This is a genomic window from Streptomyces sp. NPDC054932, from assembly GCF_053610205.1.
The window spans coordinates 52,299-78,639 of record NZ_JBSGXU010000008.1; the positions used below are offsets into that span (position 1 = coordinate 52,299).

Consider the following 26,341-nt stretch of genomic DNA (forward strand, 5'->3'; position numbering starts at 1 on the left):
CCCGGGGGGGGGCCGCCGGCCACCCCCCCCCCCGGGGGATTCCCGTTGGCCTCCCGGCCAACCCACCCCGCCGCGCCCTGCACGTAGCCGCCCCGCCCGGCGGCCCCCGCCGCCCCGCCGGGGCCGACGACGGAGCACCGCTACCTGCTGCGCGCGGCCATGGCCAGCGCGATCACCCACCCCACGACGGACCAGCCGAAGAACAGGTTGACCACCAGCACGGAGCCCTTGTTGGGCACCCCTCGCCCGAACGCGACAGCGGTCGGAATGAAGTAGGCCAGCACGATGACCAACAGCCCCACCACGCCGAACGGAATCGCATCACTGCTACTGCCCATGAACTCCCCCCACAGCCAATGGATATGACGATCCATCATCACTGATTGCCCACTGCACGTGAACCACCTCCGCGCACCGTTCCGCACCCTGCCGCAGTCGGCGCGTGGTCAGCCGAGGTACGGAGCGGAACGGCGCTCCAAGAAGTGCCGCAGGCGCAGGCGCTGGGTGTGGTGCATGGGCAGCGCGTCGAGGTCGGCCGACGCCACGAACCGCAGTTCCGTGCTCTCGTGCGAGAGGGACAGCTCTCCGCCGGTGATGCGGGCCGTGAAGCAGACGTTGAACTGTCGTCTGATCTCGCCATCGCTGTACTCGATGATGTGCCGGGGGTCCGTGTACGTACCGACCAGTCCCGTGATCTCCACGTCGAGCCCGGTCTCCTCCCTGACCTCACGGACGGCCGTACCGGGCAGCGAGTCGCCCAGATCCATCCCGCCGCCGGGCAGCGCCCACAGATCGTTGTCCGTGCGCCGTTGCAGCAGGATGCGGCCCCCGCCGTCGGTGACCACCGCCGAGGCGGCCACGACCATGCTGTTCGGCTCGGGCGCGTGGGGATCGTCGTAGTACTCGGTCCGGGCCATCGGGTCATGCCTCCACGGGACGCGCTGTCTTCCACACGGCAAAATGGACGGGTGAACCGCCCCCCGAACGTTGACGTGCTCCTGCAGCCGCGCCCGCCGTCGCCCCTGCAGGAGATCCGCGACGACAGGTTCGACCGGCACGGCGTACGGCTCCTGCTCAAGCGTGACGACCTCGTGCACCCGGAGCTGCCCGGCAACAAGTGGCGCAAGCTCGCGCCCAACCTGCGGGCGGCCCTGGACGCCGGCCACGACGGCCTGGTCACCTTCGGCGGGGCGTACTCCAACCACCTGCGGGCCACCGCGGCCGCCGGGCGGCTGCTGGGCCTGCGGACGGTCGGCATCGTCCGCGGGGACGAGCTGGCCGGGCGGCCCCTGAACGGGTCCCTCGCCCGGTGCGCCGCCGACGGGATGCGGCTCCACTTCGTGTCCCGGTCGGAGTACCGCCGCAAGGCCGAGCCGCAGGAGCTGGCGCGGCTGGTGGACGCGGCCGGCGCGAAGGGCGCGTACGTGGTTCCCGAGGGCGGCAGCAACGCCCTCGCCCTGCACGGCTGCGCCGGGCTCGGCCGTGAGCTGCGCGGCGCCGCCGATGTGGTGGCGGTGGCCTGCGGCACCGGCGGAACGCTGGCCGGCCTGGCGGCCGGACTGGCCCCCGGGCAGCGGGCACTCGGGGTTCCGGTGCTCGCGGGCGGCTTCCTGACCGCGGAGATACGTTCCCTCCAGGCGGCCGCCTTCGCGGGCCCGGCCGGCGACTGGACCCTGGCCGAGGGCTTCGACCACGGCGGCTACGCCCGGGTCCCGGCCGCCCTGGAGACCTTCGCCGTCGAGTTCGAGTCCCGCCACGGCCTCCCGGTGGAGCGGATCTACGTGGCCAAGCTGCTCTGGGCCCTGACCGAACTCACCGCGTCCGGCGCCTTCCCGCACGGCACGACCCTGGCCGCGGTCGTCACGGGCCGCCCGTGACCCGCCGGGCCCGCGGGGCCCGGCTGCCCGGGGACCCGGCTCAGCCCTCCTCGCGGTAGGCAGCGGCCTCCTCCAGGTCCAGCCTGCGCAGCAGCGCCCGCAGCATCTCGTCGTCGATCCGCCGGTCGTCCCGCAGTGTCACGAAGACCTCCCGCTCGGCCGCGATCATCTCCCGCGCGAGCCGCCGGTAGATGTCGTCCGCCGACTCGCCCGTCACCGGGTTGACCTCGCCCAGCCGCTCCCACACCGCGTTGCGCCGCCGCTCCAGCACCGTCCGCAGCCGGTCCGCCAGCGGTGGCGGCAGCGTGCTGTTCTCCGGTGCCTCCAGCAGCTCCGCCAGCCGGTCCTCGGCCGCCCGCGAGGCCTCGCTCTGGGCCTGCGCCTCGGCCAGGGTCTCGGCCTGCACGTCCCTCGGCGGCAGCTTCAGCACGCGGATCAGCGGGGGCAGCGTAAGCCCCTGCACCACCAGCGTCCCGATGACCGTCGTGAAGGTCAGGAAGAGGATCAGGTTCCGGTGCGGCACCGTCATCGGCACGGAGAAGGCGATGGCGAGCGAGACCACGCCCCGCATCCCGGCCCACCCCACGATCACCGGGGCCTTCCAGTCGGTCTCCGGCTCCCGCTCCCGGATCCGCCGTGACAGCCGGCGCGGCACGAAGGTCGCCGGGAACACCCACAGGAACCGGGCCACCACCACCGCGATGAACACGGCGATCGCGTACCAGGCCGCGTGCAGGCCGTCGTACTCGCCCAGCCCCTTGAGGACCACCGGCAGCTGGAGCCCGATCAGCGCGAAGACCACCGACTCCAGCACGAAGGCGACGACCTTCCACACCGCCTCCTCCTGGAGCCGGGTGGCGAAGTCGACCTGCCAGTTCCGGTGTCCGAGGTACAGCGCGACCACGACCACCGCCAGCACCCCGGAGGCGTGCACCCGCTCGGCGGCCGCGTACGCCACGAAGGGGATCAGCAGCGAGAGGGTGTTCTGGAGCAGGGGCTCCTTGAGCCGCGTGCGCAGGTGGTGGATCGGCACCATCAGCAGCAGACCCACGCCGATCCCGCCCACCGAGGCCAGCAGGAACTCGGCGATGCCGCCCGCCCAGCCGGCGCTCACGCCGACCGCCGCCGTCAGCGCCACCTTGTACGCGGTGATCGCGGTGGCGTCGTTGACCAGGGACTCGCCCTGCAGGATCGTCGTGATCCGGTTCGGCAGCCGGAGCTTGCGGGCGATCGCGGTGGCGGCCACCGCGTCGGGCGGGGCGATCACCGCGCCCAGCACCAGCGCCACCGGCAGCGCGAGCCCCGGCACCAGCAGGTGGGCCGTGTATCCGACGGTGACCGTCGCGAAGAGCACGTAGCCCACCGAGAGCATCGCGATCGGCCGGACGTTCGCGCGCAGGTCCAGGTACGAGCTGTCCACGGCCGCCGTGTACAGCAGCGGCGGGAGCAGCAGCGGCAGCACGATGTGCGGGTCGAGGGCGTACGCCGGCACCCCCGGGACGTACCCGGCCAGCAGCCCGGCGGCGACCAGCAGCAGCGGCGCGGGCACCGGGGTCCGGCGCGCCAGCCCCGCGACGGCCGCACTGCCGGCGACCAGCGCCACCAGCGGCAATACCTCCATCGAAGATCCACCTCAATCGTCGGCCGCTCGCCCCGAACGTGCACGCTTGACCGAGGAGATCCTCATGGCTCACACGGCGGGAACGTATTCTGTACGAGATCAAGCTCCGGTCAAAGCGTGACGCAACGACACTCCGCTGCATCGCGGCTCCGGCCCGTGCGCGCGGTTCGCCCCGAGACTGAGGGCCGGGGTTCCGGTACAAGGAGAATGCGATGAGCGAGTGCACCCACGTTGCCGGACTGCCGCGTCCCGAGCCGGTGCCGTCCGCCCAGACCTGCCCCGAGTGCCTGGCGCTCGGCAGCCACCCCGTGCAACTGCGGATGTGCCTGGGGTGCGGGTACGTGGCCTGCTGCGATTCCTCGCCCCACCGGCACGCCACGGCGCACCATCAGGAGACCGGACATCCGGTGATGCGCAGCTTCGAACCGGGTGAGACGTGGCGATGGTGTTTTGTCGACGGTTCGATCGTCTGAAGCGGGGTAGTTCAACCCTCCGCCGGTTCCCCTGATTTGGGCCCCGCAGACCCCTAGCCACTGTGCGTACCCATGGACTTACCATCAGTCACTGGCTCGCAGGCGGGGTGCTCGAAGCGGGCACCAAGAGGGGTGCCGCGACACGATCGCCCGGATCGCGATAGCGTCACCGGCGAACAGAGCTCGTACCACCTTGGAGGTGAGGGTGTCCCAAATCGCAGGCGAGCCCGGGACTCAGGACTTCGTGGAAGTCCGGCTGCCCGCTGCGGGTGCCTACCTGTCGGTGCTGCGGACGGCCACGGCCGGTCTCGCGGCACGTTTGGACTTCACCCTCGACGAGATCGAGGACCTCCGCATCGCGGTGGACGAGGCCTGCGCGATCCTGCTCCAGCAGGCCGTGCCGGGCTCCGTCCTCAGTTGCGTGTTCCGGCTGATCGACGATTCGCTGGAGGTGACCGTCTCGGCGCCGACCACCGACGGGCGCGCACCGGAGCGTGACACGTTCGCGTGGACGGTCCTGTCGGCGCTCGCCGGCAAGGTCGAGGCCACGGTCGAGGAGAACCGGACGGTGAGCATCAGTCTCTACAAACAGCGCGGCGCAGGACCAGGCCCGGCGTGAGCGGCGGGGAGGTCCCGGTGCGGGGCGGGGATCGGCCCCCGGTACGGCACGAGGTCGACGGCGGCATCCCGGAACAGCAGCACGCCCGGCCGCACCCGGTTGACGCGGATGCGGAAGACGGCTTTTTGGACTCGGCGGAGCGACGGGCGGGCCCTATGAGCGAGAACCAGCAAGACCAACCACAGCCACCGGAGGCCGCTGCCACGGCGCCGGAAACACCGGGAACGGCGGCGCCGCCGGTGTTCCCAGTGACCCCGGCGCTGCCGGATCCGCGTGACCGGAGCGGTGCGCGGGCCCTGTTCATCGAACTGCGGGCACTGCCCGACGGGTCGGTGGAGAAGGCCGAGCTGCGCAACCGGCTGGTCCGGATGCACCTGCCGCTGGTGGAGCACCTGGCACGGCGCTTCCGCAACCGGGGTGAGCCGCTGGACGACCTGACCCAGGTCGCGACGATCGGCCTCATCAAGTCGGTGGACCGGTTCGACCCGGACCGCGGGGTCGAATTCTCCACGTACGCCACGCCCACGGTGGTCGGCGAGATCAAGCGCCACTTCCGTGACAAGGGCTGGGCGGTGCGGGTGCCGCGCCGTCTGCAGGAGCTGCGGCTCTCGCTGACGACGGCCACGGCCGAACTGTCCCAGCAGCACGGCCGCTCCCCGACGGTGCACGAACTGGCCGAACGGCTGGGGATCTCCGAGGAGGAGGTGCTGGAGGGGCTGGAATCGGCCAATGCCTACAGCACGCTCTCCCTCGACGTCCCGGACACCGACGACGAGTCGCCGGCGGTCGCGGACACCCTGGGCGCGGAGGACGAGGCCCTGGAGGGGGTCGAGTACCGCGAGTCCCTCAAGCCGCTGCTGGAGGGTCTGCCGCCGAGGGAGAAGCGGATCCTGCTGCTTCGGTTCTTCGGCAACATGACCCAGTCGCAGATCGCCCAGGAGGTCGGCATCTCCCAGATGCACGTCTCCCGGCTGCTGGCCCGCACCCTGGCCCAGCTCCGCGAGAAGCTCCTCGTCGAGGAGTAGGCGCCGACCGGACGACCGGTTATCGGGCCTGTTCCCCGGGCCCGATACCGAGAGCCTCGGTCGCCGTCGGATTCACCAGGAGCGCCACGACGGCCACCGCGGCCACCGCCAGCGCCACGGCGGCCGCGATCATCGCACCGCCGGTGCTGTACAGGGTCCAGGCCACCGGCAGTGCCATCAGCTGGGTGATCAGCGCCGGGCCGCGGCTCCACCGGCGGCCCAGGCGCAGTCCGCGGGCCGCGACCAGCGGCAGCGCGGCGAGCGCGAGCAGGGTGATCCCGCCCGTTTCGGCCTGCTGGGGGGAATCGGGGTCACCGGCGATCCCCACGAACAGCATGTAGACGCCGAGGCCGGCCAGCGCCAGACCCTCCAGGGCGGTGAGCGCGGCGGCCGCGGTCAGCCGGCCGGGCAGCGCGGCGGTCGGGGCGGCGGCGGGGGCGGGGGCATTCGCGGGCTGCTTCTTACTCACTCCAGCAGGGTAGCGGCGAGCCCCGGAGGCCGGAGGGGACGGGCAGTAGGGTCGGCCCGTGAAGGGGTGGGTAGTCTGGCGCTCATGCGTGCACTTCTCGTGGCCAACCCAGCAGCGACGACCACCAGTGCGCGCACGCGCGACGTCCTGACCCACGCCCTGGCCAGCGAGATGAAGCTGGAGGCGATCACCACCGAGTACCGCGGGCACGCCCGGGACCTCGGGCGCAAGGCCGCCCACGAGGGGCTCGACCTCGTCGTCGCACTGGGCGGCGACGGCACGGTCAACGAGGTGGTCAACGGGCTCCTGCACAACGGGCCCGACCCGGACCGGCTGCCCCGGCTGGCGGTGGTTCCCGGCGGCTCCACCAATGTGTTCGCCCGGGCCCTGGGGCTGCCCAACGATGCGGTCGAGGCGACCGGCGCCCTGCTCGACGCGCTGCGGGAGCAGCGCGAGCGGACGGTGGGTCTGGGCCTGGCGGCCGGCACCCCGGGCACGGAGGACGAATCGGTCCCGGCCCGCTGGTTCACCTTCTGCGCGGGCTTCGGCTTCGACGCGGGTGTGGTGGGCCGGGTGGAGCAGCAGCGCGAGCGCGGCAAGCGTTCGACGCACGCTCTGTATGTGCGACAGCTGATGCGCCAGTTCTGGGAGGAGCCGAACCGGCATCACGGCACGGTCACGCTGGAGCGCCCCGGCGCGGACCCGGTGACCGATCTGGTGCTGTCGATAGTGTGCAATACCTCACCGTGGACGTATCTGGGGAATCGTCCGCTTTACGCCTCCCCCGAAGCCTCGTTCGATACTGCGCTTGACGTATTGGCACTGGACCGTTTGTCAACTCCGGCGGTCGCGCGCTACGCGACACAGCTCCTGACCTCCACTCCTGAGCGGGGTCCGCACGGCAAGCACGCGGTGTCTCTGCACGATCTGACCGACTTCACCTTGCATTCGAAGGTTCCGCTTCCGTTCCAGATGGACGGCGATCACCTCGGACTGCGGACCAGCGTTCGGTTCACAGGCGTACGCCGGGCACTGCGTGTGATTGTGTGAGTAGAAGGGCCCGCCGGCCTTTCACTCGAACGTTTACACGCCGGTCCACCCTCACGATGTAGGGCTGTGACCTAGTAGACACCGACGAATCAAAAAAAACTTTCCGGAAGGGGTTGTATCCCCGTCCGAGGTTTGCGAATCTCTTCATGGCGATCGGGACAGCCCGCAACACCCGGCACCCACACAGACCGCCAGAACCCCTCCACGAATCTCTGATGGATCACCCGCGTGAAACCGGGCGGTCGCGCTTCCCTCACGGGGGGATTCGTGAAAGCGTTCACATTCACAAGCAAAGTGCCCGCAATACAAGGAGATGGAGCAGCCATGGACTGGCGTCACAACGCCGTTTGTCGTGAGGAAGACCCGGAACTCTTCTTCCCCATCGGCAACACCGGTCCTGCGCTGCTGCAGATCGAGGAAGCCAAGGCCGTCTGCCGCCGTTGCCCCGTCATGGAGCAGTGCCTGCAGTGGGCGCTCGAGTCCGGTCAGGACTCCGGCGTCTGGGGCGGTCTCAGCGAGGACGAGCGCCGCGCCATGAAGCGCCGCGCCGCTCGCAACCGGGCGCGCAACGCCAGCGCCTGACAAACGACTTTCGAGCCTCGACGCGCAGCGCGTAGAACCGAATAAGCGCTCAGCAACGTGCTCTTGAGCCCCGGACCGAATCAATCGGTCCGGGGCTCAGTGCTGTTCCGGGCCCGGTGACGGTCGGCCGCACCAGGCCCGACCATCACGCTGGGTGACGATTCCGCCGCTACTTCTGCGGGCTGGACGGGATGTCGAGGACGACCTTGGTGCCGCGCGGCTCGGCCCGGACCATGTCGAACGTGCCGCCGAGCTCCCCCTCCACGAGGGTCCGTACGATCTGCAGCCCGAGATTGCCGGCCCGCTGGGGGTCGAATCCCTCGGGCAGACCGCTGCCGTCGTCGAGCACGGTGATCAGCAGCCGGCCGTCGGTGCGACCGGTCCCCGTGCGCATCGCGGCCACCTCCACGGTGCCCCGCTCCCCCTGGGTGAAGGCGTGCTCCAGGGCGTTCTGGAGGATCTCGGTCAGCACCATCGACAGGGGCGTGGCGACCTCGGCGTCCAGGATCCCGAACCTGCCGGTGCGCCGGCAGTCGACCTTGCCCGGCGAGATCTCCGAGACCATCGCGATGACGCGGTCGGCGATCTCGTCGAACTCGACGCGCTCGTCGAGGTTCTGAGAGAGCGTCTCGTGCACGATCGCGATCGATCCGACACGGCGCACGGCCTCATTGAGCGCCTCGCGGCCCTGGGGCGAATCCATCCGGCGGGACTGGAGCCGCAACAGTGCTGCCACGGTCTGGAGGTTGTTCTTGACCCGGTGGTGGATCTCCCGGATGGTCGCGTCCTTGGTGATCAATTCACGTTCGCGACGTCGCAGTTCCGTGACGTCGCGGCACAGGACCAGGGAACCGATCCGGGTCCCCTTCGGCTTGAGCGGGATGGCGCGCAGCTGGATGACCCCGCCGTTGCCCTCGATCTCGGTCTCCCGGGGGGCCCAGCCGCTGGCGAGCTTGACCAGGGCCTCGTCCACCGGTCCGCGGGAGGGGGCCAGTTCGGCCGTGGTCTTGCCCAGGTGCTGGCCGACGAGGTCGGAGGCGAGGCCGAGCCGGTGGTAGGCGGAGAGCGCGTTCGGGGAGGCGTACGTGACCACGCCGTCGGCGTCGAGCCGGATCAGGCCGTCCCCGACGCGCGGCGAGGCGTCCATGTCGACCTGCTGGCCGGGGAACGGGAAGGAGCCCGCGGCGATCATCTGGGCCAGGTCGGAGGCGGACTGGAGGTAGGTCAGCTCCAGCCGGCTCGGTGTACGCACAGTGAGCAGATTGGTGTTGCGTGCGATCACTCCCAGTACCCGGCCCTCGCGGCGGACGGGGATCGACTCGACGCGGACCGGCACTTCCTCGCGCCACTCGGGGTCGCCCTCGCGCACGATGCGGCCCTCGTCGAGCGCGGCGTCCAGCAGCGGGCGGCGGCCGCGCGGCACCAGGTGGCCGACCATGTCGTCCTGGTACGAGGTGGGACCGGTGTTCGGGCGCATCTGGGCGACCGAGACGTACCGGGTGCCGTCGAGGGTGGGCACCCACAGCACGAGGTCGGCGAAGGACAGGTCGGAGAGCAGCTGCCACTCCGAGACCAGCAGGTGGAGCCACTCCAGGTCGGTTTCACCGAGAGCGGTGTGCTGGCGTACGAGGTCGTTCATGGAGGGCACCTTGCGAGCGTACCCCGGGTACGCGCCATGACTTTGCCCACGACGGTACTCAGGAGTATCCAAGGGGGCCGCGAGCCGCGTACTGTTGGAGGAAGTGACGGGTTTCCAGGCCCTGTCATTGGATGGACAGAACAGAATGGTCTAGTCCACAATTGACTTCAGAACCTCCGCCCTCCCCGCACAGGAGGACGGATCGAGGTAAGCCGCGCGCTCTGCCCTGACCGCGCAGGCACCTCCCACCGGCCGTCGGGAACCGCACACCTGTCGGCCGTAAGTACTCCGGGCTACGGTGCCGGGCGGGTCGAGGGTCCCGCCCCGGCACCGTGGCCCAGAGGAACTTCCAGAGGGCGCTCGGGCGCCTGTGCCGCCGGCCAGGCCAGCAGGGCCCGCTCCGCCACCGCTTCCAGTTCTTCCCGGGTCGCCCCGTCGCGCGACTGCTGGGACATCCCCTGCAGCACCGCTCCGGCGTACCGGGCCAGCGCCCGCGCGTCCGTGTCGGCGGGCAGCGCGCCGGTGGCCACATCGGCCCGGATCCGGCTCTCGAACATCTCCAGGTTGGCGTTGCGCCGCTCGCGCAGTGCCTGCGCCACCTCGTCCGAGGTGGTGTTGATCGCGGCGCTGATCACCATGCAGCCCCGCGGATGGGCCGGGTCGGTGTAGATCTCGGCGGCCTCGCGCAGGATGCGGGCCACGGCCGCGCGGGCGGTGGGCTCCTCCGCGAGCGCCACGCCCGCGAAGTCCCCGTACCGGCCCCCGTACACCACCACGACCTCGTCGAAGAGCTTGCGCTTGTCCCCGAAGGCCGCGTAGAGGCTGGGCGCGCTGATGCCGAGCGAGGCGGTCAGGTCGGCGATCGAGGTCGCCTCGTAGCCGCGCTCCCAGAAGGCGAGCATCGCCTTGTCGAGGGCGGCGTCGCGGTCGAAGGAGCGGGGCCTGCCGCGCTGTCCGGTCACCATGCCGACATTCTATAGCGAGCGCTAGGGAATCTGGTACGGTCATTTCTGTAGCGACCACTAGCGATTAGCGGAGGGGGGCGCGTCATGGGCGTGCTCGAGGGAAAGACGGCACTGGTCACCGGCGGCAGCCGGGGCATCGGACGGGCGGTGGCCGAGCGGCTGGCGCGGGACGGGGCACTGGTCGCGGTGCACTACGGACGTGACAGGGGGGCGGCGGAGGCGACGGTCGCCGCGATCGGGGCGGCCGGCGGACGGGCCTTCGCCATCCGGGCCGAACTCGGCGTCCCCGGCGACGCACAGGCCCTCTGGGCCGCGTACGAGGCCCATCCCGCGCACACCGCGGGCGTGGACATCCTGGTCAACAACGCCGGGGCGGCCGCCTTCGCCGGGATCGGGGACACCGACGAGGAGCTGTACGACCGGGCGCACGCGCTCAACGCCCGGGCTCCGTTCTTCGTGATCAAGTACGGGCTGGAGCGGCTGCGGGACGGGGGCCGGATCGTGAACGTGACCGGCACCCCGGACATCGCCCTGCCGGCCATCCTGGCCACGGTCATGGCCAAGGGCGCCGCGAACGCGCTGACCCGGTCGCTGGCCGCGGAACTGGCTCCGCGCGACATCACCGTGAACTCGGTCGGCCCCGGCATCACCGCGACCGACCTCAACGCGGGCCTCCTCGCGGACGACGCGACCCGGGCGCACCTGGCCTCCCGCTCGGTCTTCCACCGGGTGGGCACGGCCGAGGAGGTCGCCGACGTGGTGGCCTTCCTGGCCTCGCCCGACTCCCGCTGGGTCACGGGCCAGCACCTGGACGCGACGGGGGGCCTGCAGCTCGCGCTGCTGTGATCGGGCCGTACCGGACGGCGCCGGTCGGGGGTCGCCGATGACGCTCACCACGAACATCGGAGAGACCCCCGCCGGAGGCATCGACCTCTGCTAGATTGGTCTATACCACGTCATCCACTCCAGATCGGCAGGCCCCGCGTGGAAGTTGTCATCGTCCCGAACGCCAAGGCAGGCGGCGAGCTCATCGCGGAGGCCATGGCCGCTCTGGTGCGGCGCAAGCCCGACGCCCTGCTCGGCGTGGCGACCGGCTCCACCCCGCTGCCCATCTACGAGGCGCTCGCCGCCAAGGTCGGGGCCGGGCAGGTCGACGCCTCCCGGGCCCGGATCTGCCAGCTCGACGAGTACGTCGGCCTGCCGGCCGGTCACCCCGAGTCCTACCGCGCGGTCGTGCTCCGCGAGGTCGTCGAGCCCCTGGGCCTCTCCGAGGCCTCCTTCATGGGCCCCGACGGTTCGGCCGAGGACATCGTCGGCGCGTGCGAGGCCTACGACCGGGCCCTGGCCGAGGCGGGCGGCGTCGATCTCCAGCTGCTGGGCATCGGCACCGACGGCCACATCGGCTTCAACGAGCCCTGCTCGTCCCTCGCCTCCCGCACCCGCATCAAGACGCTGACGGAGCAGACCCGCGTGGACAACGCGCGCTTCTTCGACGACGACCTGGAACAGGTGCCGCACCACGTCATCACCCAGGGCATCGGGACCATCCTCGATGCCCGTCACCTGGTCCTCCTGGCCACCGGCGAGGGCAAGGCCGAGGCCGTCGCGCAGACCGTCGAGGGCCCGCTGTCCGCGCTGGTTCCGGCCTCCGCGCTGCAGCTGCACCAGCACGCCACGGTGGTCGTGGACGAGGCCGCCGCCTCGAAGCTGAAGCTGGCGGACTACTTCCGGCACACCTACGCCAACAAGCCCTCCTGGCAGGGACTGTAGGACCGACCCCGCACCCGCGTACGGCGAAGGGCCGGGCATCCCCTGACGGGATGTCCGGCCCTTCGCCGTACGGGGCCGAACCGCTCCCGAAACCCGGCAGCCCCTGCCCCGGACGGTGTCCGGCACAGGGGCTGTCGCCCTGGTCAGGGGCTCTTGGCGGGGTCAGAGGCCCGCGATCACCTCGGCGGCGGCGCGGCCGCAGACGCGCGAGGCGCCATGCGTGGCGATGTGCAGGGCCCCGCGCGGCTCGGCGCGCGGCAGGCCCATCTCGACCACGACCGTGTCCGGCCGGGCCTCGACCAGCGCGTCGACGGCCTCGGTCATCCAGGGGTGGCGGTGCGCGTCGCGGACCACCGCGACGACGGTACGGTCCCCCGCGGCCACCAGGATGTCCCCGGCCGAGGCGCCCTCGGGGTAGACGCCCGAGCCGGTGCCCGGGAGCAGTTCGGCCAGTTCCACCGCCACGCCCCACGGGGTCTCGTCCCCGACCGCGATGTTCGCGACGGGCGCGAGCGTGGCGACGTAGGGGCCGGTGAGTGGTTTGGCCGAGCCCGTGACGGCCACGGCCCGGCGGGCGGCCGTCAGCCCGATGCCGGACGCGCGGCTCCCCTCCGGTCGCGCGTCCGGCCGGGCCCCGCGGGTCCATGCGGCGAGCGCGCGGACGCGGGCGGCGGCGTCGGCGAGGCGCTCCTCGGGCAGTGCCCCCTCGCGGACGGCCGCGACCAGCGCGTCGCGCAGCCGCAGGACCGTGGCTTCGTCGGCGAGTCCGCCGCCGACGCAGATGGCGTCGGCGCCGGCCGCGATGGCCAGGACCGAGCCGCGCTCGATCCCGTACGTCCCGGCGATGGCGTTCATCTCCATGCCGTCGGTGACGATCAGGCCCTCGTAGCCCAGCTCCTCCCGCAGCAGACCGGTCAGGATCTGCGGGCTGAGGGTGGCCGGGCGGGTCGGGTCGAGGGCGGGCACCAGGATGTGCGCGCTCATCACGGCCTTGGTGCCGGCCTCGATGGCCGCCTCGAACGGGACGAGTTCGCGCGCCCTCAGGGTGTCGAGGTCCACGTCGATGCGCGGCAGCGCGTGGTGCGAGTCGACGTTGGTGTCGCCGTGGCCCGGGAAGTGCTTGGTGCAGGCGGCCACGCCGGCGGCCTGCAGGCCCTCGACGTAGGCGGCGGTGTGCCGGGCGGCGAGGTGGGTGTCGGCGCCGAAGGACCGTACGCCGATGACCGGGTTGTCCGGGTTGGAGTTGACGTCCGCGGACGGGGCCCAGTTGAGGTTGACCCCGCACTCGGCGAGGCGGCGGCCCAGCTCACGGGCGACCTCACGGGTCAGTGCGGTGTCGTCGACGGCGCCGAGGGCCAGGTTGCCGGGGAAGGACGAGCCGCCGCGGACCTCCAGGCGGGTGACGTCGCCGCCCTCCTCGTCGATGGCGACCAGCACGTCGTCCCGCTCTTCGCGCAGCTGCGCGGTCAGCGCGGCGAGCTGCTCGGGCGAGGCGATGTTGCGGCCGAACAGTCCGACGGCGGTGAGGCCTTCGCCGACCCGGCGGAGCAGCCAGGCGGGGGCGGTGGTTCCCTCGAAGCCGGGCTGGAGGACGGCGAGGGCGTCGCGGGTGACCGTATCGGTGCGGTGCGCAAGAACAGTCATGGGGCCGTTATCCCTTCACGGCGCCGGCGGTGAGGCCCGCGGCCATCTTGCGCTGGACGATGAGGAAGAGGACCACGATCGGGACGGCCATCATGGTGGAGCCGGCCATCATCGGGGCGAACTCGGTGCCGTGCTTGGTGGTGAAGTTGCCGAGCCAGACGGTGGCGGTCTGGTTCTGCTGGCTCATCAGCATCAGCGCGTAGAGGTACTCGTTCCACGCCTGGATGAAGGCGTAGACGGAGGTGGCGACCATGCCCGGGGCCAGCAGCGGGAAGACGACCCGCAGGAAGGCGCCGGTCGGCGTGCAGCCGTCGACCATGGCCGCCTCTTCCAGCTCCTTGGGGATGTTGACGATGAAGCCGCGCAGCGTCCACACGGTGAAGGGGAGGACGAAGGTCAGGTACGTGATGATCAGGCCGGTGAGCTTGTCGTACTGACCGAGGTCGTTCAGGAGCAGGAAGACCGGGATGATCATCGCGACGAGCGGGACCATCTGGACGGCGAGGATCCCGACGATCACGACCTTGCGGCCGCGGAAGGCGAAGCGGGAGATGGCCAGGGCGGCCAGCATGCCGACGGCGATGCCGATGACGACCACGACGAGCGAGACGATCAGGCTGCGGCCGACCGGACCCCAGAAGTCGGCGACGTCCAGCGCGCGGGAGAAGTTGGCCAGCGTGAAGGTGTGCGGGAAGAACTGCGGATCGGGGTTGATCGCTTCCTTGGACGGCTTGAAGGCCGTGTTGAGCATCCAGTAGACCGGGAAGCCCGCGGTGGCGAAGACCAGCAGGCCGAGGAGGTTCCAGCCGAGCTTGGACTTGCCCCGCTGCTTCAGGCCGGCGACGCGCGGGGTCGCGGTGGACGTGGTGGACGTGGTGGTCACGCTCATTCCACCTCTCCGATCTTGAGCATCTGGCGCATGTAGACGGCGACCACGCCGAGCAGCAGCAGGACGGTCACCAGGGCGATCGCGGAGCCGCCCGAGTAGTCGTTGACCACGAAGGCCTGCTGGTACGAGTAGGTGGTCAGCAGCTGGAACTCGGCTTCCGGGTTCCCGTTGCGCATCACGAAGACCTGCGGGAAGACGCCCATGTCCCAGATGACGGAGAGGGTCGTCAGCATGACGAGGATCGGCTTCAGGATGGGGAGGGTGACGTGCCGGAACACGCCCCACGCGCCCGCGCCGTCGAGCCGGGCGGCCTCCTCCAGCTCCTTGGGCACCTGGGTGAGGCCCGCGCTGAGGGTGATGACGACGAAGGGGACCGCGCCCCAGACCACCAGCAGCATGATCACCGCAAGGCCCTGGGGGCCGCTGGTGAACCAGTTGTGACCGATCATGTCGACGCCGGGGAGCTTGCTCATCAGGTAGTTGAGGACGCCGTAGTCGGCGTCGAAGAGCCACTTGAAGACGGCGGTGGCGACGATGATGGGCATGCCCCAGCTGGCCACGAGGGCGATGCTGATGAGTGCCTTGACCCAGCCGGAGACCTTCTGCAGCAGCAGCGCGATGAGCATGCCGATCACCATCGTCGCGGCGACCGCGCCGACCGCGAAGATCACCGTGCGCAGGACGACGGCCCAGAACTCGCCGTCGCCGAGGATCTTGGCGAAGTTGTCGAAGCCGACGAACTCGGGATCCTTGAAGCCCCAGAGCTCGGACTTGCCGAAGCTCTGGAAGGACAGGGCCACGAGCCGGTAGAGCGGGTACCCCATGACGAGGGCGATGACCAGCAGGCACGGGGCCAGCAGCAGCCAGGGAGTGGCGCCGGGGCCCTTGCGGCCGGTCCGGCCCGGTGCGGCGGGGCTGCCCGACTCCGCTCCGGGGGGAGTCTTCTGCTTCGCCGGCGGCAGGTCGGCGGTGGTTGTCTGTGCGGCACTCATCGCGCGCTCCTCGGGGGTCCCTCTCTTGACGGGCAGCAGGGCCCCGCCGGTCCGGCGGGGCCCTGCCCACTCAGGTCACTTGGTGTTGATGACCTTGTCGATCTCGGCGTCGGCGGCCTTGGCCGCGTCCTCGACCGACTTGTTGCCGGTGCCGATGTCGCGCAGCGTGGTCTGGAGGAGCTTGGCCTTCTCGATCTGGCCCCAGCCGGACGCCGTCGGGACGAACCAGGAGGACTCGGCAGCGGTGGCCGCGACCTGCGTCTTCGGGTCCGCCTTCAGCGGGCCGAGGTCCGTCTTGTTGTTGGGCAGGTTGCCCTTCTCGATCAGGCCCTTCTGGCCCTGGGCGCCGGTGAAGACGTTGATCCACTCGGCGGCGATGTCCTTGGCCTTGGACTTGGCCGGGATGGCCAGGTCCGAACCGCCCAGGAAGACCGGGAGGTTCTTGCCGCTCGGACCGGGCTGGACGAAGTTCTCCAGCTTGTCCTTCAGGCCGCCGACCTTGTCGTTCTCCGGGGTGGCGGCGGTGGCGCCCTCCCAGGCGGCGGCGAAGATCGCCGCGGAGTTGCCCTGGCCGAAGACGACCGGACGGTCGGACTCGTCCTTGGTCTTGTCGGCGTGCATGTACTTGTCGAGGAGCTCCTTGTACTGCTTGAGCCCCTTCAGCGACTCGGGGGAGGACAGGTTGCCCTTCCACTTGTCGCCGTCCTTCTTGGCGATGCTGCCGCCCGCCTCGTAGACGAAGGACATCGCGGCGTACCAGTCCGGGGAGGGCTGGTAGAGGGCGCTGAACTTGTCGCCCTTCGCGGCCTGGATCTTGTCGAGCGCGGCGGTGTACTCGGCCCACGTCTTCGGCGCGGCGGTGACGCCGGCCTCGGCGGCTATGTCCTTGCGCCAGGTGCCGACGCGGCCACCGGCGTAGTAGGGGACGCCGTAGGTCTTGCCGTCGTAGGTCACGGACTCCTTGAGGGCGTCCAGCCAGGCGGCCGAGTTCTCGAACTTCGACGGGTCGACCTCGGCGAAGGCGCCGGTCGACATGTAGCCGATCATCTCGGAGTTGCCCATCTCGACAACGTCCGGGGCCTTGTCCGTGGCGAGCACGGCATCCAGCTTGGCGTTCTTGTCCGGCCAGCCGTAGTACTCGTGCTTGATGGTGAGACCCGGGTGCTTGGCAACGATCGCGTCGTCGGCCGCCTTCACGAGCTCCGGCCAGTTCTTCTGCGCGTCGACCGTCAGCCAGACGGTGAGCTCCTTGGCTTCGGAGGCCTTGTCGCCGCCCTTGCTGTCGGAATCACCGCACGCCGCGAGGCCGATAACCATGCCCGCGACTCCAACCGCCGCGATGAGCTTGCGCTTCACGCCACCCTCCTCAGGGATGCCTGCCTGCACTTCCCTTGCCCGCCGCGGTGACATACGCGAAGTACTGCCGTGGGGCCGGGATCTGATCCATATTGGTTTAGACCAGTAGCTGGAGCTTGGCCTAGACCTTTAGGGGTGTCAAGGGTCTAATGAGCGGGTGCCCGGTCCGTTATCGGACCGACACCTGGGGAGAGAGAAGGCCTGTCCCCCCATACGTGTCACCATGTGACCGCACATATCGGAGGAGCCGGTGACGGCAGCGAAAATGGAGTCGGGAAGGCGGGCGGCGATGGCCACCGAAGGGGCGACCACTGAGCCGGAAGGCGGGGCAGCCACCCGCACGGCGCGCGTGCCCAAGTACTACCGGCTCAAGCGGCACTTGCTCGACATGACCGAAACCCTGCCGCCCGGCACCCCGGTACCGCCGGAGCGCACGCTCGCGGCCGAGTTCGACACCTCGCGGACCACCGTGCGGCAGGCCCTCCAGGAACTGGTCGTAGAGGGGCGACTGGAGCGAATCCAGGGCAAAGGCACCTTCGTCGCCAAGCCCAAGGTCTCCCAGGCCCTGCAACTGACCTCGTACACGGAGGACATGCGGGCCCAGGGACTGGAACCGACCTCCCAGCTCCTCGACATCGGCTACGTGACGGCCGATGACACCCTCGCCGGACTGCTCAAGATCACCACCGGCGGACGGGTGCTGCGCATCGAGCGGCTGCGGCTGGCCAGCGGCGAGCCGATGGCCATCGAGACCACCCACCTCTCGGCCAAGCGCTTCCCCGCACTGCGCCGGTCGCTCGCCAAGTACACCTCCCTCTACACCGCTCTGGCCGAGGTGTACGACGTGCACCTGGCCGAGGCCGAGGAAACCATCGAGACGTCACTGGCCACCCCGCGCGAAGCCGGCCTGCTCGGCACCGACGTCGGGCTGCCGATGCTGATGCTCTCCCGGCACTCCCTGGACGCCGACGGCGAACCGGTGGAGTGGGTGCGGTCGGTGTACCGCGGCGACCGCTACAAGTTCGTCGCCAGGCTCAAGCGCCCGGCGGTCTGACCTCGCACGTTCGGGCCCGTCCGAGCTCGCCCGGCTCCGCCCGGCGGACCCCGGCCTACCGAATTCCTTCACATACCGGAATGCGGACGGACCCTTACGCTCACCGGGCAATCCCCCGTAGATTCCCTGCCCTTACGCAGATGATCGACGAGGGGACGAGGTCATGCCTGAACCGGAAGCAACAGGGACAGAACGGGACACGGCGAGTCCGGCCACCGGGCCGGACTCGCCCTCTCCCCGGTCCATCGCCGTGTGGGTGCTCGTCGGACTCGTCGGCGCCATCGGCTGGGGCGTGCTCGCGCTCTCGCGCGGCGAGGAGATCTCCGCGGCCTGGCTGCTCGCCGCCGCACTGGGCTCGTACGCCATCGCCTACCGCTTCTACGCGCGCTTCATCGCCCACCGCGTGCTGAAGGTGGACGCCACCCGGGCCACCCCCGCCGAACGCCTTGACAACGGTGTCGACTTCCATCCCACCGACCGCCGGGTCCTCTTCGGCCACCACTTCGCCGCCGTCGCCGGCGCCGGCCCGCTCGTCGGACCCGTGCTCGCCGCGCAGATGGGCTACCTGCCGGGCACCATCTGGATCGTCGCGGGCGTCATCTTCGCCGGGGCCGTGCAGGACATGGTCACACTGTTCTTCTCCACCCGCCGCGACGGGCGTTCGCTCGGCCAGATGGCCAGGGACGAGATCGGTCCCGTCGGCGGGGCCGCCGCCCTCATCGCCGTGTTCGCCATCATGATCATCCTGCTGGCGGTGCTGGCACTGGTCATCGTCAACGCCCTGGCGCACTCCCCCTGGGGCGTCTTCTCCATCGGCATGACCATCCCGATCGCCGTCTTCATGGGCTTCTACCTGCGCGTCCTGCGGCCGGGCCGGGTCACCGAGGTCTCCGTCATCGGCGTCGCCCTGCTGCTGCTCGCGATCGTCGCCGGCGGCTGGGTCGCCGAGTCCTCCTTCGCCGGCACCTTCACCCTGGAGAAGGAGACGCTGGTCATCTGGATGGTGGTGTACGGCTTCCTGGCATCGGTGCTGCCGGTGTGGATGCTGCTCGCGCCCCGCGACTACCTCTCCACCTTCATGAAGGTCGGCACCATCGCGCTCCTCGCGCTCGGCGTGGTCATCGCGATGCCCACCCTGAAGATGCCCTCGATCACCGACTTCGCGGCGAGCGGCGACGGACCGGTCTTCGCCGGGTCGATGTTCCCCTTCGTCTTCATCACCATCGCCTGCGGCGCGCTCTCCGGCTTCCACGCCCTGGTCTCCTCGGGAACCACCCCGAAGATGATCCAGAAGGAGACCCAGGTCCGCATGATCGGCTACGGCGCGATGCTGACCGAGTCCTTCGTCGCCGTCATGGCGATCATCGCGGCCTGCATCATCGAGCCCGGCCTCTTCTTCGCCGTCAACTCCCCCGGCGGGGTCATCGGCACCACCGTCGAGTCCGCCTCCCAGGCGGTGACGAACTTCGGCTTCGCCATCTCCCCCGAGGCGCTCACCCAGGCCGCCAAGGACGTCGAGGAAGCCAGCCTCCTCTCCCGCACGGGCGGCGCGCCGACCTTCGCACTCGGAATGTCGGAGATCTTCTCCGCCGTGATCGGCGGCGCGGGCATGAAGGCGTTCTGGTACCACTTCGCGATCATGTTCGAGGCGCTCTTCATCCTGACGACGCTCGACGCGGGCACCCGCGTCGGCCGGTTCATGCTCCAGGACACCCTCGGCAACGTCCACAAGTCCTTCAAGGACGTCAGCTGGAAGCCCGGCGTGTGGTTCGCGAGCGCGATCGTCGTCGGCGGCTGGGGCTACTTCCTGTGGGTCGGCATCAAGGACCCGCTGGGCGGCATCAACCAGCTCTTCCCGCTCTTCGGCATCGCCAACCAGCTGCTCGCCGCGGTCGCGCTCGCCGTCTGCACCACGCTGCTGGTCAAGTCCGGCCGGCTCAAGTGGGCCTGGGTGACGGGCGTGCCGCTGGTCTGGGACGCCACGGTGACCCTCACCGCGAGCTACCAGAAGATCTTCTCCAAGGACGTGAAGGTCGGCTTCTTCGCCCAGCGCGACAAGTACCAGGCCGGAATCGACGCCGACAAGGTCCTGCCTCCGGCGAAGAACATGGACGACATGCACACCGTGGTCACCAACGCCACGGTCGACGGCGTGCTGTGCGCCTTCTTCGCGGTCCTGATCCTGGTGGTCCTCGCGGACGCGGCCCGGACCTGCCTGAAGGCCGTCCGCAACCCGGAGTCGGCGACCCTCTCCGAGGTCCCGTGGACCGAGTCGAAGATCGTCGCCCCCGCCGGACTGATCGCGACCGCCGAGGAGCGGGCGGAGCTCGCCGCGGCGGGCCCGGACGCGGGCGGCGGACACGTCAAGGAGCCGGTGGCGTGAGCACCGTACGGAGCGTGCTGGCCAGGGCCCGGTTCTACGTACGGGAGTTCTCGGGGGAGGCCGCGTACGACCGGTACGTCGCCCACGCCCGCTCCCACGACCCGGACGCGGAGGTCCTCACCCGCCGCGCCTTCGAACGCGCCCGTACGGACGCCCGCGAGGCGGACCCCCGCGAGGGCTTCCGCTGCTGCTGAGCCGCCCCGCACGCCGAAGGCCCCGCCGGATGCTTCCGGCGGGGCCTTCGCGTCGGTGCCGACTTCGAGGACAGCGCCCGCCGTCACCCGTCCTGCACACTCGACCGCATGGACATGACGATCAGGGCGGTGCGGCCCGCCGAGTACGCGGAGCTGGGTGAGATCACGGCGCAGGCCTACCTCGCCGACGGGCATCTGGACTTCAACGAGGATGACGAATACCTGCACGTGCTGCGCGACGTGGCCGGCCGGGCGGCCCGGGCCGAGGTGCTCGTCGCCGAGCGGGAGGGGCGGGTGCTGGGCGGGGTGACCTTCGCCGCCCCCGGCAGCCCGCTCGCCGACATCGCCGCCCCCGACGAGGCGGAGTTCCGGATGCTCGCGGTGGCCCACGGGGCGCGCGGCCAGGGCGCCGGCGAGGCCCTGGTGCGGGCGTGCATCGAGCGGGCGCGGGCGATCGAGGGTGTGACGGGCCTCGCGCTCTCCACCCAGCGCAGCATGGCCGGGGCCCACCGGATCTACGTACGACTGGGCTTCGTGCGCACGCCGGAGCGGGACTGGGCGCCGATCGACGGCCTGACACTCCTCACGTATCGACTCAAGCTGTAGCCACGCCGACACTACATGTGGGGGTTGCCGCAACGGGCCGCCCCCACATGTATGCTCATGCCTGCTGTCGCTGCAGGGGAATCCGGTGCGAATCCGGAACTGTCCCGCAACGGTATGAAGTGTCCGGCTACCGGACGCCAAGTCCGATGACCTGCCTACAGCGTGCCCGGCTCGACCGAACCGGGTGCCGATTCGTCCGGGCCTCGCGGTTGGGCCGGTGGACGCCATGCGGGGGTACGCGTTCTCGTCGCGCCCGCATGCGCCCGCTCGCGCCCCGCCCCGCCGATGACCGGGCCGAGCGAGGGAGAGCTCCCGCCGTGACCATCGCGCCTTCCGCACCGCGCGCCGAGTCCACTTCTGGCGACAACACCGAGGGCCCGGGGGCCACGCTGCTGCGTACCCTCACCGAACTTACGGCGGACCTCCCCGACACCGACCCCGGCCGGGTCGCGGCCTCCGCGCTGCGCGGCCGCAGCTCCGCCGCCGACGACGCCGAACTGCGCGGGCTGGCCACGGAGGCCGCCGCCGGTCTGATCTCCGAGGACCCGGCCTACTCCCGGCTCGCCGCCCGCCTGCTGACGCTGGCCGTGCGCGACGAGGCCGCGAGCCAGGGCTCCACCTCCTTCTCGGCCTCCGTCGAGGTCGGTCACCGCGAGGGCCTCATCGCCGACCGCACGGCCGAGTTCGTCCGCACCCACGCGGCCCGCCTGGACTCGCTCGTCGAGCTCACGCTCGCCGAGGGCGCCGACGACCGCTTCGGCTTCTTCGGCCTGCGCACCCTGCACAGCCGCTACCTGCTGCGCCACCCGATCACCCGTCAGGTCATCGAGACCCCGCAGTACTTCATGCTGCGCGTGGCCTGCGGCCTGGCCGCGGACGACAGCGTCCAGGCCGTGGAGGAAGTGGCCTCGCTGTACCGGCTGATGAGCCGTCTGGACTACCTGCCGTCCTCCCCCACGCTCTTCAACTCCGGCACCCGGCACCCGCAGATGTCCTCCTGCTACCTGCTGGACTCCCCGCTGGACGAGCTCGACTCGATCTACGACCGCTACCACCAGGTCGCCCGGCTCTCCAAGCACGCCGGCGGCATCGGCCTCTCGTACTCCCGCATCCGCGCCCGCGGTTCGCTGATCCGCGGCACCAACGGCCACTCCAACGGCATCGTGCCGTTCCTGAAGACCCTCGACGCGTCCGTCGCCGCCGTGAACCAGGGCGGCCGCCGCAAGGGTGCCGCCGCCGTCTACCTGGAGACCTGGCACGCGGACATCGAGGAGTTCCTGGAGCTCCGCGACAACACCGGTGAGGACCAGCGCCGTACGCACAACCTGAACCTCGCCCACTGGGTGCCGGACGAGTTCATGCGCCGCGTGAACGCCGACGCCGACTGGTCGCTGTTCTCCCCGGCCGACGTGCCCGAGCTGGTCGACCTGTGGGGCGACGAGTTCGACGCCGCCTACCGCAAGGCCGAGGCGGAGGGCCTGGCCCGCAAGACCATGCCCGCCCGCGACCTGTACGGCCGGATGATGCGCACCCTCGCGCAGACCGGCCAGGGCTGGATGACCTTCAAGGACGCCTCCAACCGCACGGCGAACCAGACGGCCGAGCCGGGCACCGTCGTGCACTCCTCGAACCTGTGCACCGAGATCATCGAGGTCACCAACGACGGCGAGACCGCCGTCTGCAACCTCGGTTCGGTCAACCTGGGCGCCTTCGTCGTGGACGGCGACATCGACTGGGAGCGGATGGACGAGACCGTCCGCACCGCCGTGACCTTCCTCGACCGCGTGGTGGACATCAACTTCTACCCGACCGAGCAGGCCGGCCGTTCCAACGCCCGCTGGCGCCCGGTGGGCCTGGGCGCGATGGGCCTCCAGGACGTCTTCTTCAAGCTGAAGCTGCCCTTCGACTCCCCCGAGGCGAAGGCCCTGTCCACCAAGCTCTCCGAGCGCATCATGCTGGCCGCCTACGAGGCCTCGTGCGACCTCGCCGAGCGCAGCGGCCCGCTGCCGGCCTGGGAGCAGACCCGCACCGCCCGCGGTGTCCTGCACCCGGACCACTACGACGTGGAGCTGAACTGGCCGGAGCGCTGGGAGGCGCTGCGCGCCCGTGTCGCCGAGACCGGCATGCGCAACTCCCTGCTCCTGGCCATCGCCCCGACGGCCACGATCGCCTCGATCGCCGGCGTGTACGAGTGCATCGAGCCGCAGGTCTCCAACCTCTTCAAGCGCGAGACCCTCAGCGGTGAGTTCCTCCAGGTGAACGGCTACCTGGTGGAGGAGCTGAAGCAGCTCGGCGTGTGGGACGCCCAGACCCGTGAGGCGCTGCGCGACTCCTCCGGCTCGGTCCAGGGCTTCGGCTGGATCCCGGCCGAGGTCCGCGAGCTGTACCGCACGGCGTGGGAGATCCCGCAGCGCGGTCTGATCGACATGGCGGCGGCCCGTACGCCGTTCCTGGACCAGTCGCAGTCGCTGAACCTGTTCCTGGAGACGCCCACCATCGGCAAGCTCAGCTCGATGTACGCGTACGCCTGGAAGCAGGGCCTGAAGACCACGTACTACCTGCGTTCGCGCCCGGCGACGAAGATCGCCCGCGCCGCGCAGGCGGCCGCTCCCGCAGCGCTCCCGCTGGCCGACGCCGCCGCCGACGCCGCGGCCGCGGAAGCGCTCGCCTGCTCCCTTGAGAACCCCGAGTCCTGCGAGGCCTGCCAGTAATGAGCTCCAACGACACCAAGAACCTCCTGGACCCGGGCTTCGAGCTCACGCTCCGCCCGATGCGCTACCCGGACTTCTACGAGCGCTACCGGGACGCGATCAAGAACACCTGGACCGTCGAGGAGGTCGACCTCCACTCGGACGTCGCCGACCTGGCGAAGCTGACGCCCTCCGAGCAGCACATGATCGGCCGCCTGGTCGCGTTCTTCGCGACGGGTGACTCGATCGTCTCGAACAACCTGGTGCTGACGCTCTACAAGCACATCAACTCCCCGGAGGCGCGCCTGTACCTGTCGCGCCAGCTGTTCGAGGAGGCCGTGCACGTCCAGTTCTATCTGACGCTGCTCGACACCTACCTGCCCGACCCGGACGACCGTGCGGCCGCCTTCGACGCGGTCGAGGAGATCCCCTCCATCCGCGAGAAGGCGCAGTTCTGCTTCAAGTGGATGGACTCGGTCGAGAAGATCGAGCGCCTGGAGACGGCCGCCGACCGCCGCCGCTTCCTGCTGAACCTGATCTGCTTCGCCGCGTGCATCGAGGGCCTGTTCTTCTACGGCGCCTTCGCGTACGTCTACTGGTTCCGCTCGCGCGGCCTGCTGCACGGCCTGGCGACCGGCACCAACTGGGTGTTCCGCGACGAAACCATGCACATGAACTTCGCGTTCGAGGTCGTGGACACGGTCCGCAAGGAGGAGCCGGAGCTCTTCGACGACGCCCTCCAGCAGCAGGTCACCGACATGCTGAAGGAGGCCGTGGAGGCGGAGCTGCAGTTCGGCCGCGACCTGTGCGGCGACGGCCTGCCGGGCATGAACACCGAGTCGATGCGCGAGTACCTGGAGTGCGTCGCGGACCAGCGTCTGGTCCGTCTGGGCTTCCCGCCGGTGTACGGCTCGCAGAACCCGTTCTCCTTCATGGAGCTGCAGGGCGTCCAGGAGCTGACGAACTTCTTCGAGCGCCGTCCGTCGGCCTACCAGGTCGCGGTCGAGGGCACGGTCGACCTGGACGAGGACTTCTGAGACCTCGTGCGGTCCGACCGGGGAGCCGGGATGCGGAGTTTCCGTGTCCCGGCTTCTCGCGTTCCCCGGTGTTCAGTGGGCGATGGGGCCCCAGTGCCGCCGGACGGAGGGCCGCAGGGCCCGCCGCCGCGGGGTGGGCGGGAGGCCGCCCGCGCGCTGGCGGGGGAGCCACACCAGCCGGGTCGCGACGGCCCGCAGCTGCCGGTCGATGCGCCGGTCGTGCAGGATCCCGTACAGGCCGGGCCCGATCAGCAGGGCGGCGAAGGCGATGACGACGAGGTAACTCACGAAAGTGGTCATACCTCTACTGTCCGCCTGATCGCCCATGATCGACAGTGGCAGGACTGTCATGGAAGACCGAATTACTGCCACACTGCTCTCATGCTGACCAACGTGGCCGTGGCCCTCGTCGACGGAGTCGCCCCCTTCGAGCTGGGGATCTTCTGCGAGGTGTTCGGAATCGATCGCAGTGAGATGGGCGTACCGGTGTACGACTTCGCCGTGTGCGCGGCGGAGGAAGGGCCGCTGACCGTGGGCGGGGGCGCCTTCGGGATCACCCCCGCGCACGGGCTGGAGCGGCTGGAGGAGGCCGACCTCATCTGCCTGCCCGCCGCCGGTGACGCCGGCGTACGCGTCTACCCCGAGCCCCTGCTGGCGGCCCTGCGCCGGGCCGTGGACCGGGGTGCGCGGGTCCTGAGCGTGTGCAGCGGGGCCTACGTCCTCGGCGCCGCCGGGCTGCTCGACGGCCGCCGGTGCACCACTCACTGGATGCACTCCGCGGCCCTGGCCCGCCGCTTCCCGCGGGCCTTCGTCGACCCGGACGTCCTCTACGTGGACGAGGGCTCGGTGATCACCGCCGCCGGCACGGCTTCGGGCATCGACGCCTGCCTGCACGTGGTCCGCCAGGAGCACGGCGCCGAGGTGGCCAACATCATCGCGCGCAGGATGGTGGTACCGCCCCACCGGGACGGCGGGCAGGCCCAGTACATCCAGCGGCCGCTGCCCCGCACCGCCTGCGACACGGTGGGCGAGGTGATCGAGTGGATGGCCCGCCACCTGGAGGACGAGATCACCGTGGAGCAGCTCGCGGAGCGCGCGCACATGTCGCCGCGGACCTTCGCCCGCCGCTTCCTCCAGGAGACCGGCACCACCCCGTACAAGTGGGTGCTGCGCCAGCGGGTCCTGCTGGCGCAGGAGTTGCTGGAGTCCACCGACGACACGGTCGACGCGATCGCCGGCCGCTCCGGCTTCGGCAACGCGGCCGCCCTGCGCCACCACTTCCTGCGGACCCTGGGCACCACGCCGAACTCCTTCCGGCGCACCTTCCGGGGCCCGCAGGCCGCCTAGTGCTGTGGCCGGAAAGGTTTGCCGGGTCGCGGCGTCCGGTGCGGTGCGTCGCAAGGCGG

The 26,341-nt window shown here is 70.5% G+C and carries 26 protein-coding genes and 1 riboswitch; of the genes, 15 read left to right on the plus strand and 11 right to left on the minus strand.

What is annotated here, in order from left to right; genetic code table 11:
* Window positions 1-140: 140 nt before the first annotated feature.
* Together ACWGE1_RS03935 and ACWGE1_RS03940 are read right to left on the minus strand one after the other, a co-directional pair.
* On the minus strand, window positions 141-338 hold the full coding sequence (locus tag ACWGE1_RS03935) for a superinfection immunity protein (RefSeq protein WP_453418969.1): 198 nt from the start codon (window positions 336-338) through the stop codon (window positions 141-143).
* Window positions 339-446: 108 nt separating this feature from the next.
* Complete coding sequence (locus ACWGE1_RS03940; RefSeq protein WP_453418970.1) at window positions 447-917, minus strand: NUDIX hydrolase; 471 nt, start codon at window positions 915-917, stop codon at window positions 447-449.
* 51 nt (window positions 918-968) lie between these two features.
* On the opposite strand from ACWGE1_RS03940, the gene ACWGE1_RS03945 reads away from it, so the two are divergent.
* Complete coding sequence (locus ACWGE1_RS03945; RefSeq protein ID WP_453418971.1) at window positions 969-1,877, plus strand: 1-aminocyclopropane-1-carboxylate deaminase/D-cysteine desulfhydrase; 909 nt, start codon at window positions 969-971, stop codon at window positions 1,875-1,877.
* Window positions 1,878-1,917: 40 nt separating this feature from the next.
* Here ACWGE1_RS03945 and ACWGE1_RS03950 read toward each other — a convergent pair whose 3' ends face one another.
* On the minus strand, window positions 1,918-3,498 hold the full coding sequence (locus ACWGE1_RS03950) for a Na+/H+ antiporter (protein ID WP_453418972.1): 1,581 nt from the start codon (window positions 3,496-3,498) through the stop codon (window positions 1,918-1,920).
* A gap of 212 nt (window positions 3,499-3,710) precedes the next feature.
* On the opposite strand from ACWGE1_RS03950, the gene ACWGE1_RS03955 reads away from it, so the two are divergent.
* The 3 genes from ACWGE1_RS03955 to ACWGE1_RS03965 all read left to right on the plus strand — a co-directional run bounded on the left by ACWGE1_RS03955 (window position 3,711) and on the right by ACWGE1_RS03965 (window position 5,615).
* Window positions 3,711-3,971 carry a UBP-type zinc finger domain-containing protein gene (locus ACWGE1_RS03955; protein ID WP_453418973.1) on the plus strand — a complete coding sequence of 87 codons (261 nt, stop codon included), beginning with the start codon at window positions 3,711-3,713 and terminating at the stop codon, window positions 3,969-3,971.
* Between the two features lie 205 nt (window positions 3,972-4,176).
* Window positions 4,177-4,590, plus strand: a complete 414-nt coding sequence (locus ACWGE1_RS03960; protein WP_030012703.1) for an ATP-binding protein — start codon at window positions 4,177-4,179, stop codon at window positions 4,588-4,590.
* Window positions 4,587-5,615: an RNA polymerase sigma factor SigF gene (locus ACWGE1_RS03965; RefSeq protein WP_453418974.1), complete on the plus strand. Its 1,029-nt coding sequence runs from the start codon at window positions 4,587-4,589 to the stop codon at window positions 5,613-5,615. Before ACWGE1_RS03960 ends, ACWGE1_RS03965 begins: the two co-directional genes overlap by 4 nt.
* A gap of 19 nt (window positions 5,616-5,634) precedes the next feature.
* Here the strand turns inward: ACWGE1_RS03965 and ACWGE1_RS03970 are convergent, their stop codons facing one another.
* Window positions 5,635-6,084, minus strand: a complete 450-nt coding sequence (locus ACWGE1_RS03970; protein ID WP_453418975.1) for a hypothetical protein — start codon at window positions 6,082-6,084, stop codon at window positions 5,635-5,637.
* A gap of 84 nt (window positions 6,085-6,168) precedes the next feature.
* On the opposite strand from ACWGE1_RS03970, the gene ACWGE1_RS03975 reads away from it, so the two are divergent.
* Together ACWGE1_RS03975 and ACWGE1_RS03980 are read left to right on the plus strand one after the other, a co-directional pair.
* Window positions 6,169-7,134, plus strand: coding sequence for a diacylglycerol/lipid kinase family protein (locus ACWGE1_RS03975; protein ID WP_453418976.1), 966 nt, complete (start codon window positions 6,169-6,171; stop codon window positions 7,132-7,134).
* Between the two features lie 324 nt (window positions 7,135-7,458).
* Window positions 7,459-7,716 (plus strand): WhiB family transcriptional regulator, encoded by a 258-nt coding sequence (locus ACWGE1_RS03980; RefSeq protein WP_003953983.1) that lies wholly within the window; start codon window positions 7,459-7,461, stop codon window positions 7,714-7,716.
* A gap of 169 nt (window positions 7,717-7,885) precedes the next feature.
* On the opposite strand, the gene ACWGE1_RS03985 is transcribed toward ACWGE1_RS03980, so the two are convergent.
* Together ACWGE1_RS03985 and ACWGE1_RS03990 are read right to left on the minus strand one after the other, a co-directional pair.
* On the minus strand, window positions 7,886-9,355 hold the full coding sequence (locus tag ACWGE1_RS03985) for a sensor histidine kinase (RefSeq protein WP_453418977.1): 1,470 nt from the start codon (window positions 9,353-9,355) through the stop codon (window positions 7,886-7,888).
* 293 nt (window positions 9,356-9,648) lie between these two features.
* Window positions 9,649-10,320 carry a TetR/AcrR family transcriptional regulator gene (locus ACWGE1_RS03990; RefSeq protein WP_453418978.1) on the minus strand — a complete coding sequence of 224 codons (672 nt, stop codon included), beginning with the start codon at window positions 10,318-10,320 and terminating at the stop codon, window positions 9,649-9,651.
* A gap of 84 nt (window positions 10,321-10,404) precedes the next feature.
* On the opposite strand from ACWGE1_RS03990, the gene ACWGE1_RS03995 reads away from it, so the two are divergent.
* A complete protein-coding gene (locus ACWGE1_RS03995) occupies window positions 10,405-11,166 on the plus strand; it encodes an SDR family oxidoreductase (protein ID WP_453418979.1) in 762 nt (253 codons plus the stop codon).
* 138 nt (window positions 11,167-11,304) lie between these two features.
* Complete coding sequence (gene nagB / locus ACWGE1_RS04000) at window positions 11,305-12,090, plus strand: glucosamine-6-phosphate deaminase (RefSeq protein ID WP_453418980.1); 786 nt, start codon at window positions 11,305-11,307, stop codon at window positions 12,088-12,090.
* Between the two features lie 162 nt (window positions 12,091-12,252).
* On the opposite strand, the gene ACWGE1_RS04005 is transcribed toward nagB, so the two are convergent.
* The 4 genes from ACWGE1_RS04005 to ACWGE1_RS04020 form a co-directional block, all read right to left on the minus strand.
* Window positions 12,253-13,734, minus strand: coding sequence for a glycoside hydrolase family 3 protein (locus tag ACWGE1_RS04005; protein ID WP_453418981.1), 1,482 nt, complete (start codon window positions 13,732-13,734; stop codon window positions 12,253-12,255).
* Between the two features lie 7 nt (window positions 13,735-13,741).
* A complete protein-coding gene (locus ACWGE1_RS04010; RefSeq protein ID WP_453418982.1) occupies window positions 13,742-14,623 on the minus strand; it encodes a carbohydrate ABC transporter permease in 882 nt (293 codons plus the stop codon).
* Window positions 14,620-15,615: a carbohydrate ABC transporter permease gene (locus ACWGE1_RS04015; protein ID WP_453418983.1), complete on the minus strand. Its 996-nt coding sequence runs from the start codon at window positions 15,613-15,615 to the stop codon at window positions 14,620-14,622. Before ACWGE1_RS04015 ends, ACWGE1_RS04010 begins: the two co-directional genes overlap by 4 nt.
* Before the next feature lie 75 nt (window positions 15,616-15,690).
* Window positions 15,691-16,971: an extracellular solute-binding protein gene (locus ACWGE1_RS04020; protein ID WP_453418984.1), complete on the minus strand. Its 1,281-nt coding sequence runs from the start codon at window positions 16,969-16,971 to the stop codon at window positions 15,691-15,693.
* A 289-nt stretch (window positions 16,972-17,260) separates the two neighbouring features.
* On the opposite strand from ACWGE1_RS04020, the gene ACWGE1_RS04025 reads away from it, so the two are divergent.
* From ACWGE1_RS04025 to ACWGE1_RS04050, 6 genes are all read left to right on the plus strand, one after another.
* Entirely contained in the window at window positions 17,261-18,025 is a 765-nt protein-coding gene (locus ACWGE1_RS04025) for a GntR family transcriptional regulator (RefSeq protein ID WP_030016685.1), read from the plus strand.
* A 163-nt stretch (window positions 18,026-18,188) separates the two neighbouring features.
* Window positions 18,189-20,408, plus strand: coding sequence for a carbon starvation CstA family protein (locus tag ACWGE1_RS04030; protein WP_453418985.1), 2,220 nt, complete (start codon window positions 18,189-18,191; stop codon window positions 20,406-20,408).
* The gene (locus ACWGE1_RS04035) at window positions 20,405-20,602 is read left to right on the plus strand and encodes a CstA-like transporter-associated (seleno)protein (protein ID WP_030016682.1); all 198 of its coding nucleotides are present in this window, start codon (window positions 20,405-20,407) and stop codon (window positions 20,600-20,602) included. The genes ACWGE1_RS04030 and ACWGE1_RS04035 overlap by 4 nt, the downstream gene beginning before the upstream one ends.
* Before the next feature lie 108 nt (window positions 20,603-20,710).
* The gene (locus ACWGE1_RS04040) at window positions 20,711-21,208 is read left to right on the plus strand and encodes a GNAT family N-acetyltransferase (RefSeq protein WP_453418986.1); all 498 of its coding nucleotides are present in this window, start codon (window positions 20,711-20,713) and stop codon (window positions 21,206-21,208) included.
* A gap of 51 nt (window positions 21,209-21,259) precedes the next feature.
* Window positions 21,260-21,381, plus strand: a riboswitch (cobalamin riboswitch).
* A 144-nt stretch (window positions 21,382-21,525) separates the two neighbouring features.
* Window positions 21,526-23,919 (plus strand): ribonucleoside-diphosphate reductase subunit alpha, encoded by a 2,394-nt coding sequence (locus ACWGE1_RS04045; RefSeq protein ID WP_453418987.1) that lies wholly within the window; start codon window positions 21,526-21,528, stop codon window positions 23,917-23,919.
* Window positions 23,919-24,935, plus strand: a complete 1,017-nt coding sequence (locus ACWGE1_RS04050) for a ribonucleotide-diphosphate reductase subunit beta (RefSeq protein ID WP_453418988.1) — start codon at window positions 23,919-23,921, stop codon at window positions 24,933-24,935. Before ACWGE1_RS04045 ends, ACWGE1_RS04050 begins: the two co-directional genes overlap by 1 nt.
* 72 nt (window positions 24,936-25,007) lie before the next feature.
* Here the strand turns inward: ACWGE1_RS04050 and ACWGE1_RS04055 are convergent, their stop codons facing one another.
* Window positions 25,008-25,235 carry a hypothetical protein gene (locus tag ACWGE1_RS04055; protein WP_453418989.1) on the minus strand — a complete coding sequence of 76 codons (228 nt, stop codon included), beginning with the start codon at window positions 25,233-25,235 and terminating at the stop codon, window positions 25,008-25,010.
* An 81-nt stretch (window positions 25,236-25,316) separates the two neighbouring features.
* On the opposite strand from ACWGE1_RS04055, the gene ACWGE1_RS04060 reads away from it, so the two are divergent.
* Window positions 25,317-26,282 carry a helix-turn-helix domain-containing protein gene (locus tag ACWGE1_RS04060; protein WP_453418990.1) on the plus strand — a complete coding sequence of 322 codons (966 nt, stop codon included), beginning with the start codon at window positions 25,317-25,319 and terminating at the stop codon, window positions 26,280-26,282.
* Window positions 26,283-26,341 lie beyond the last annotated feature (59 nt).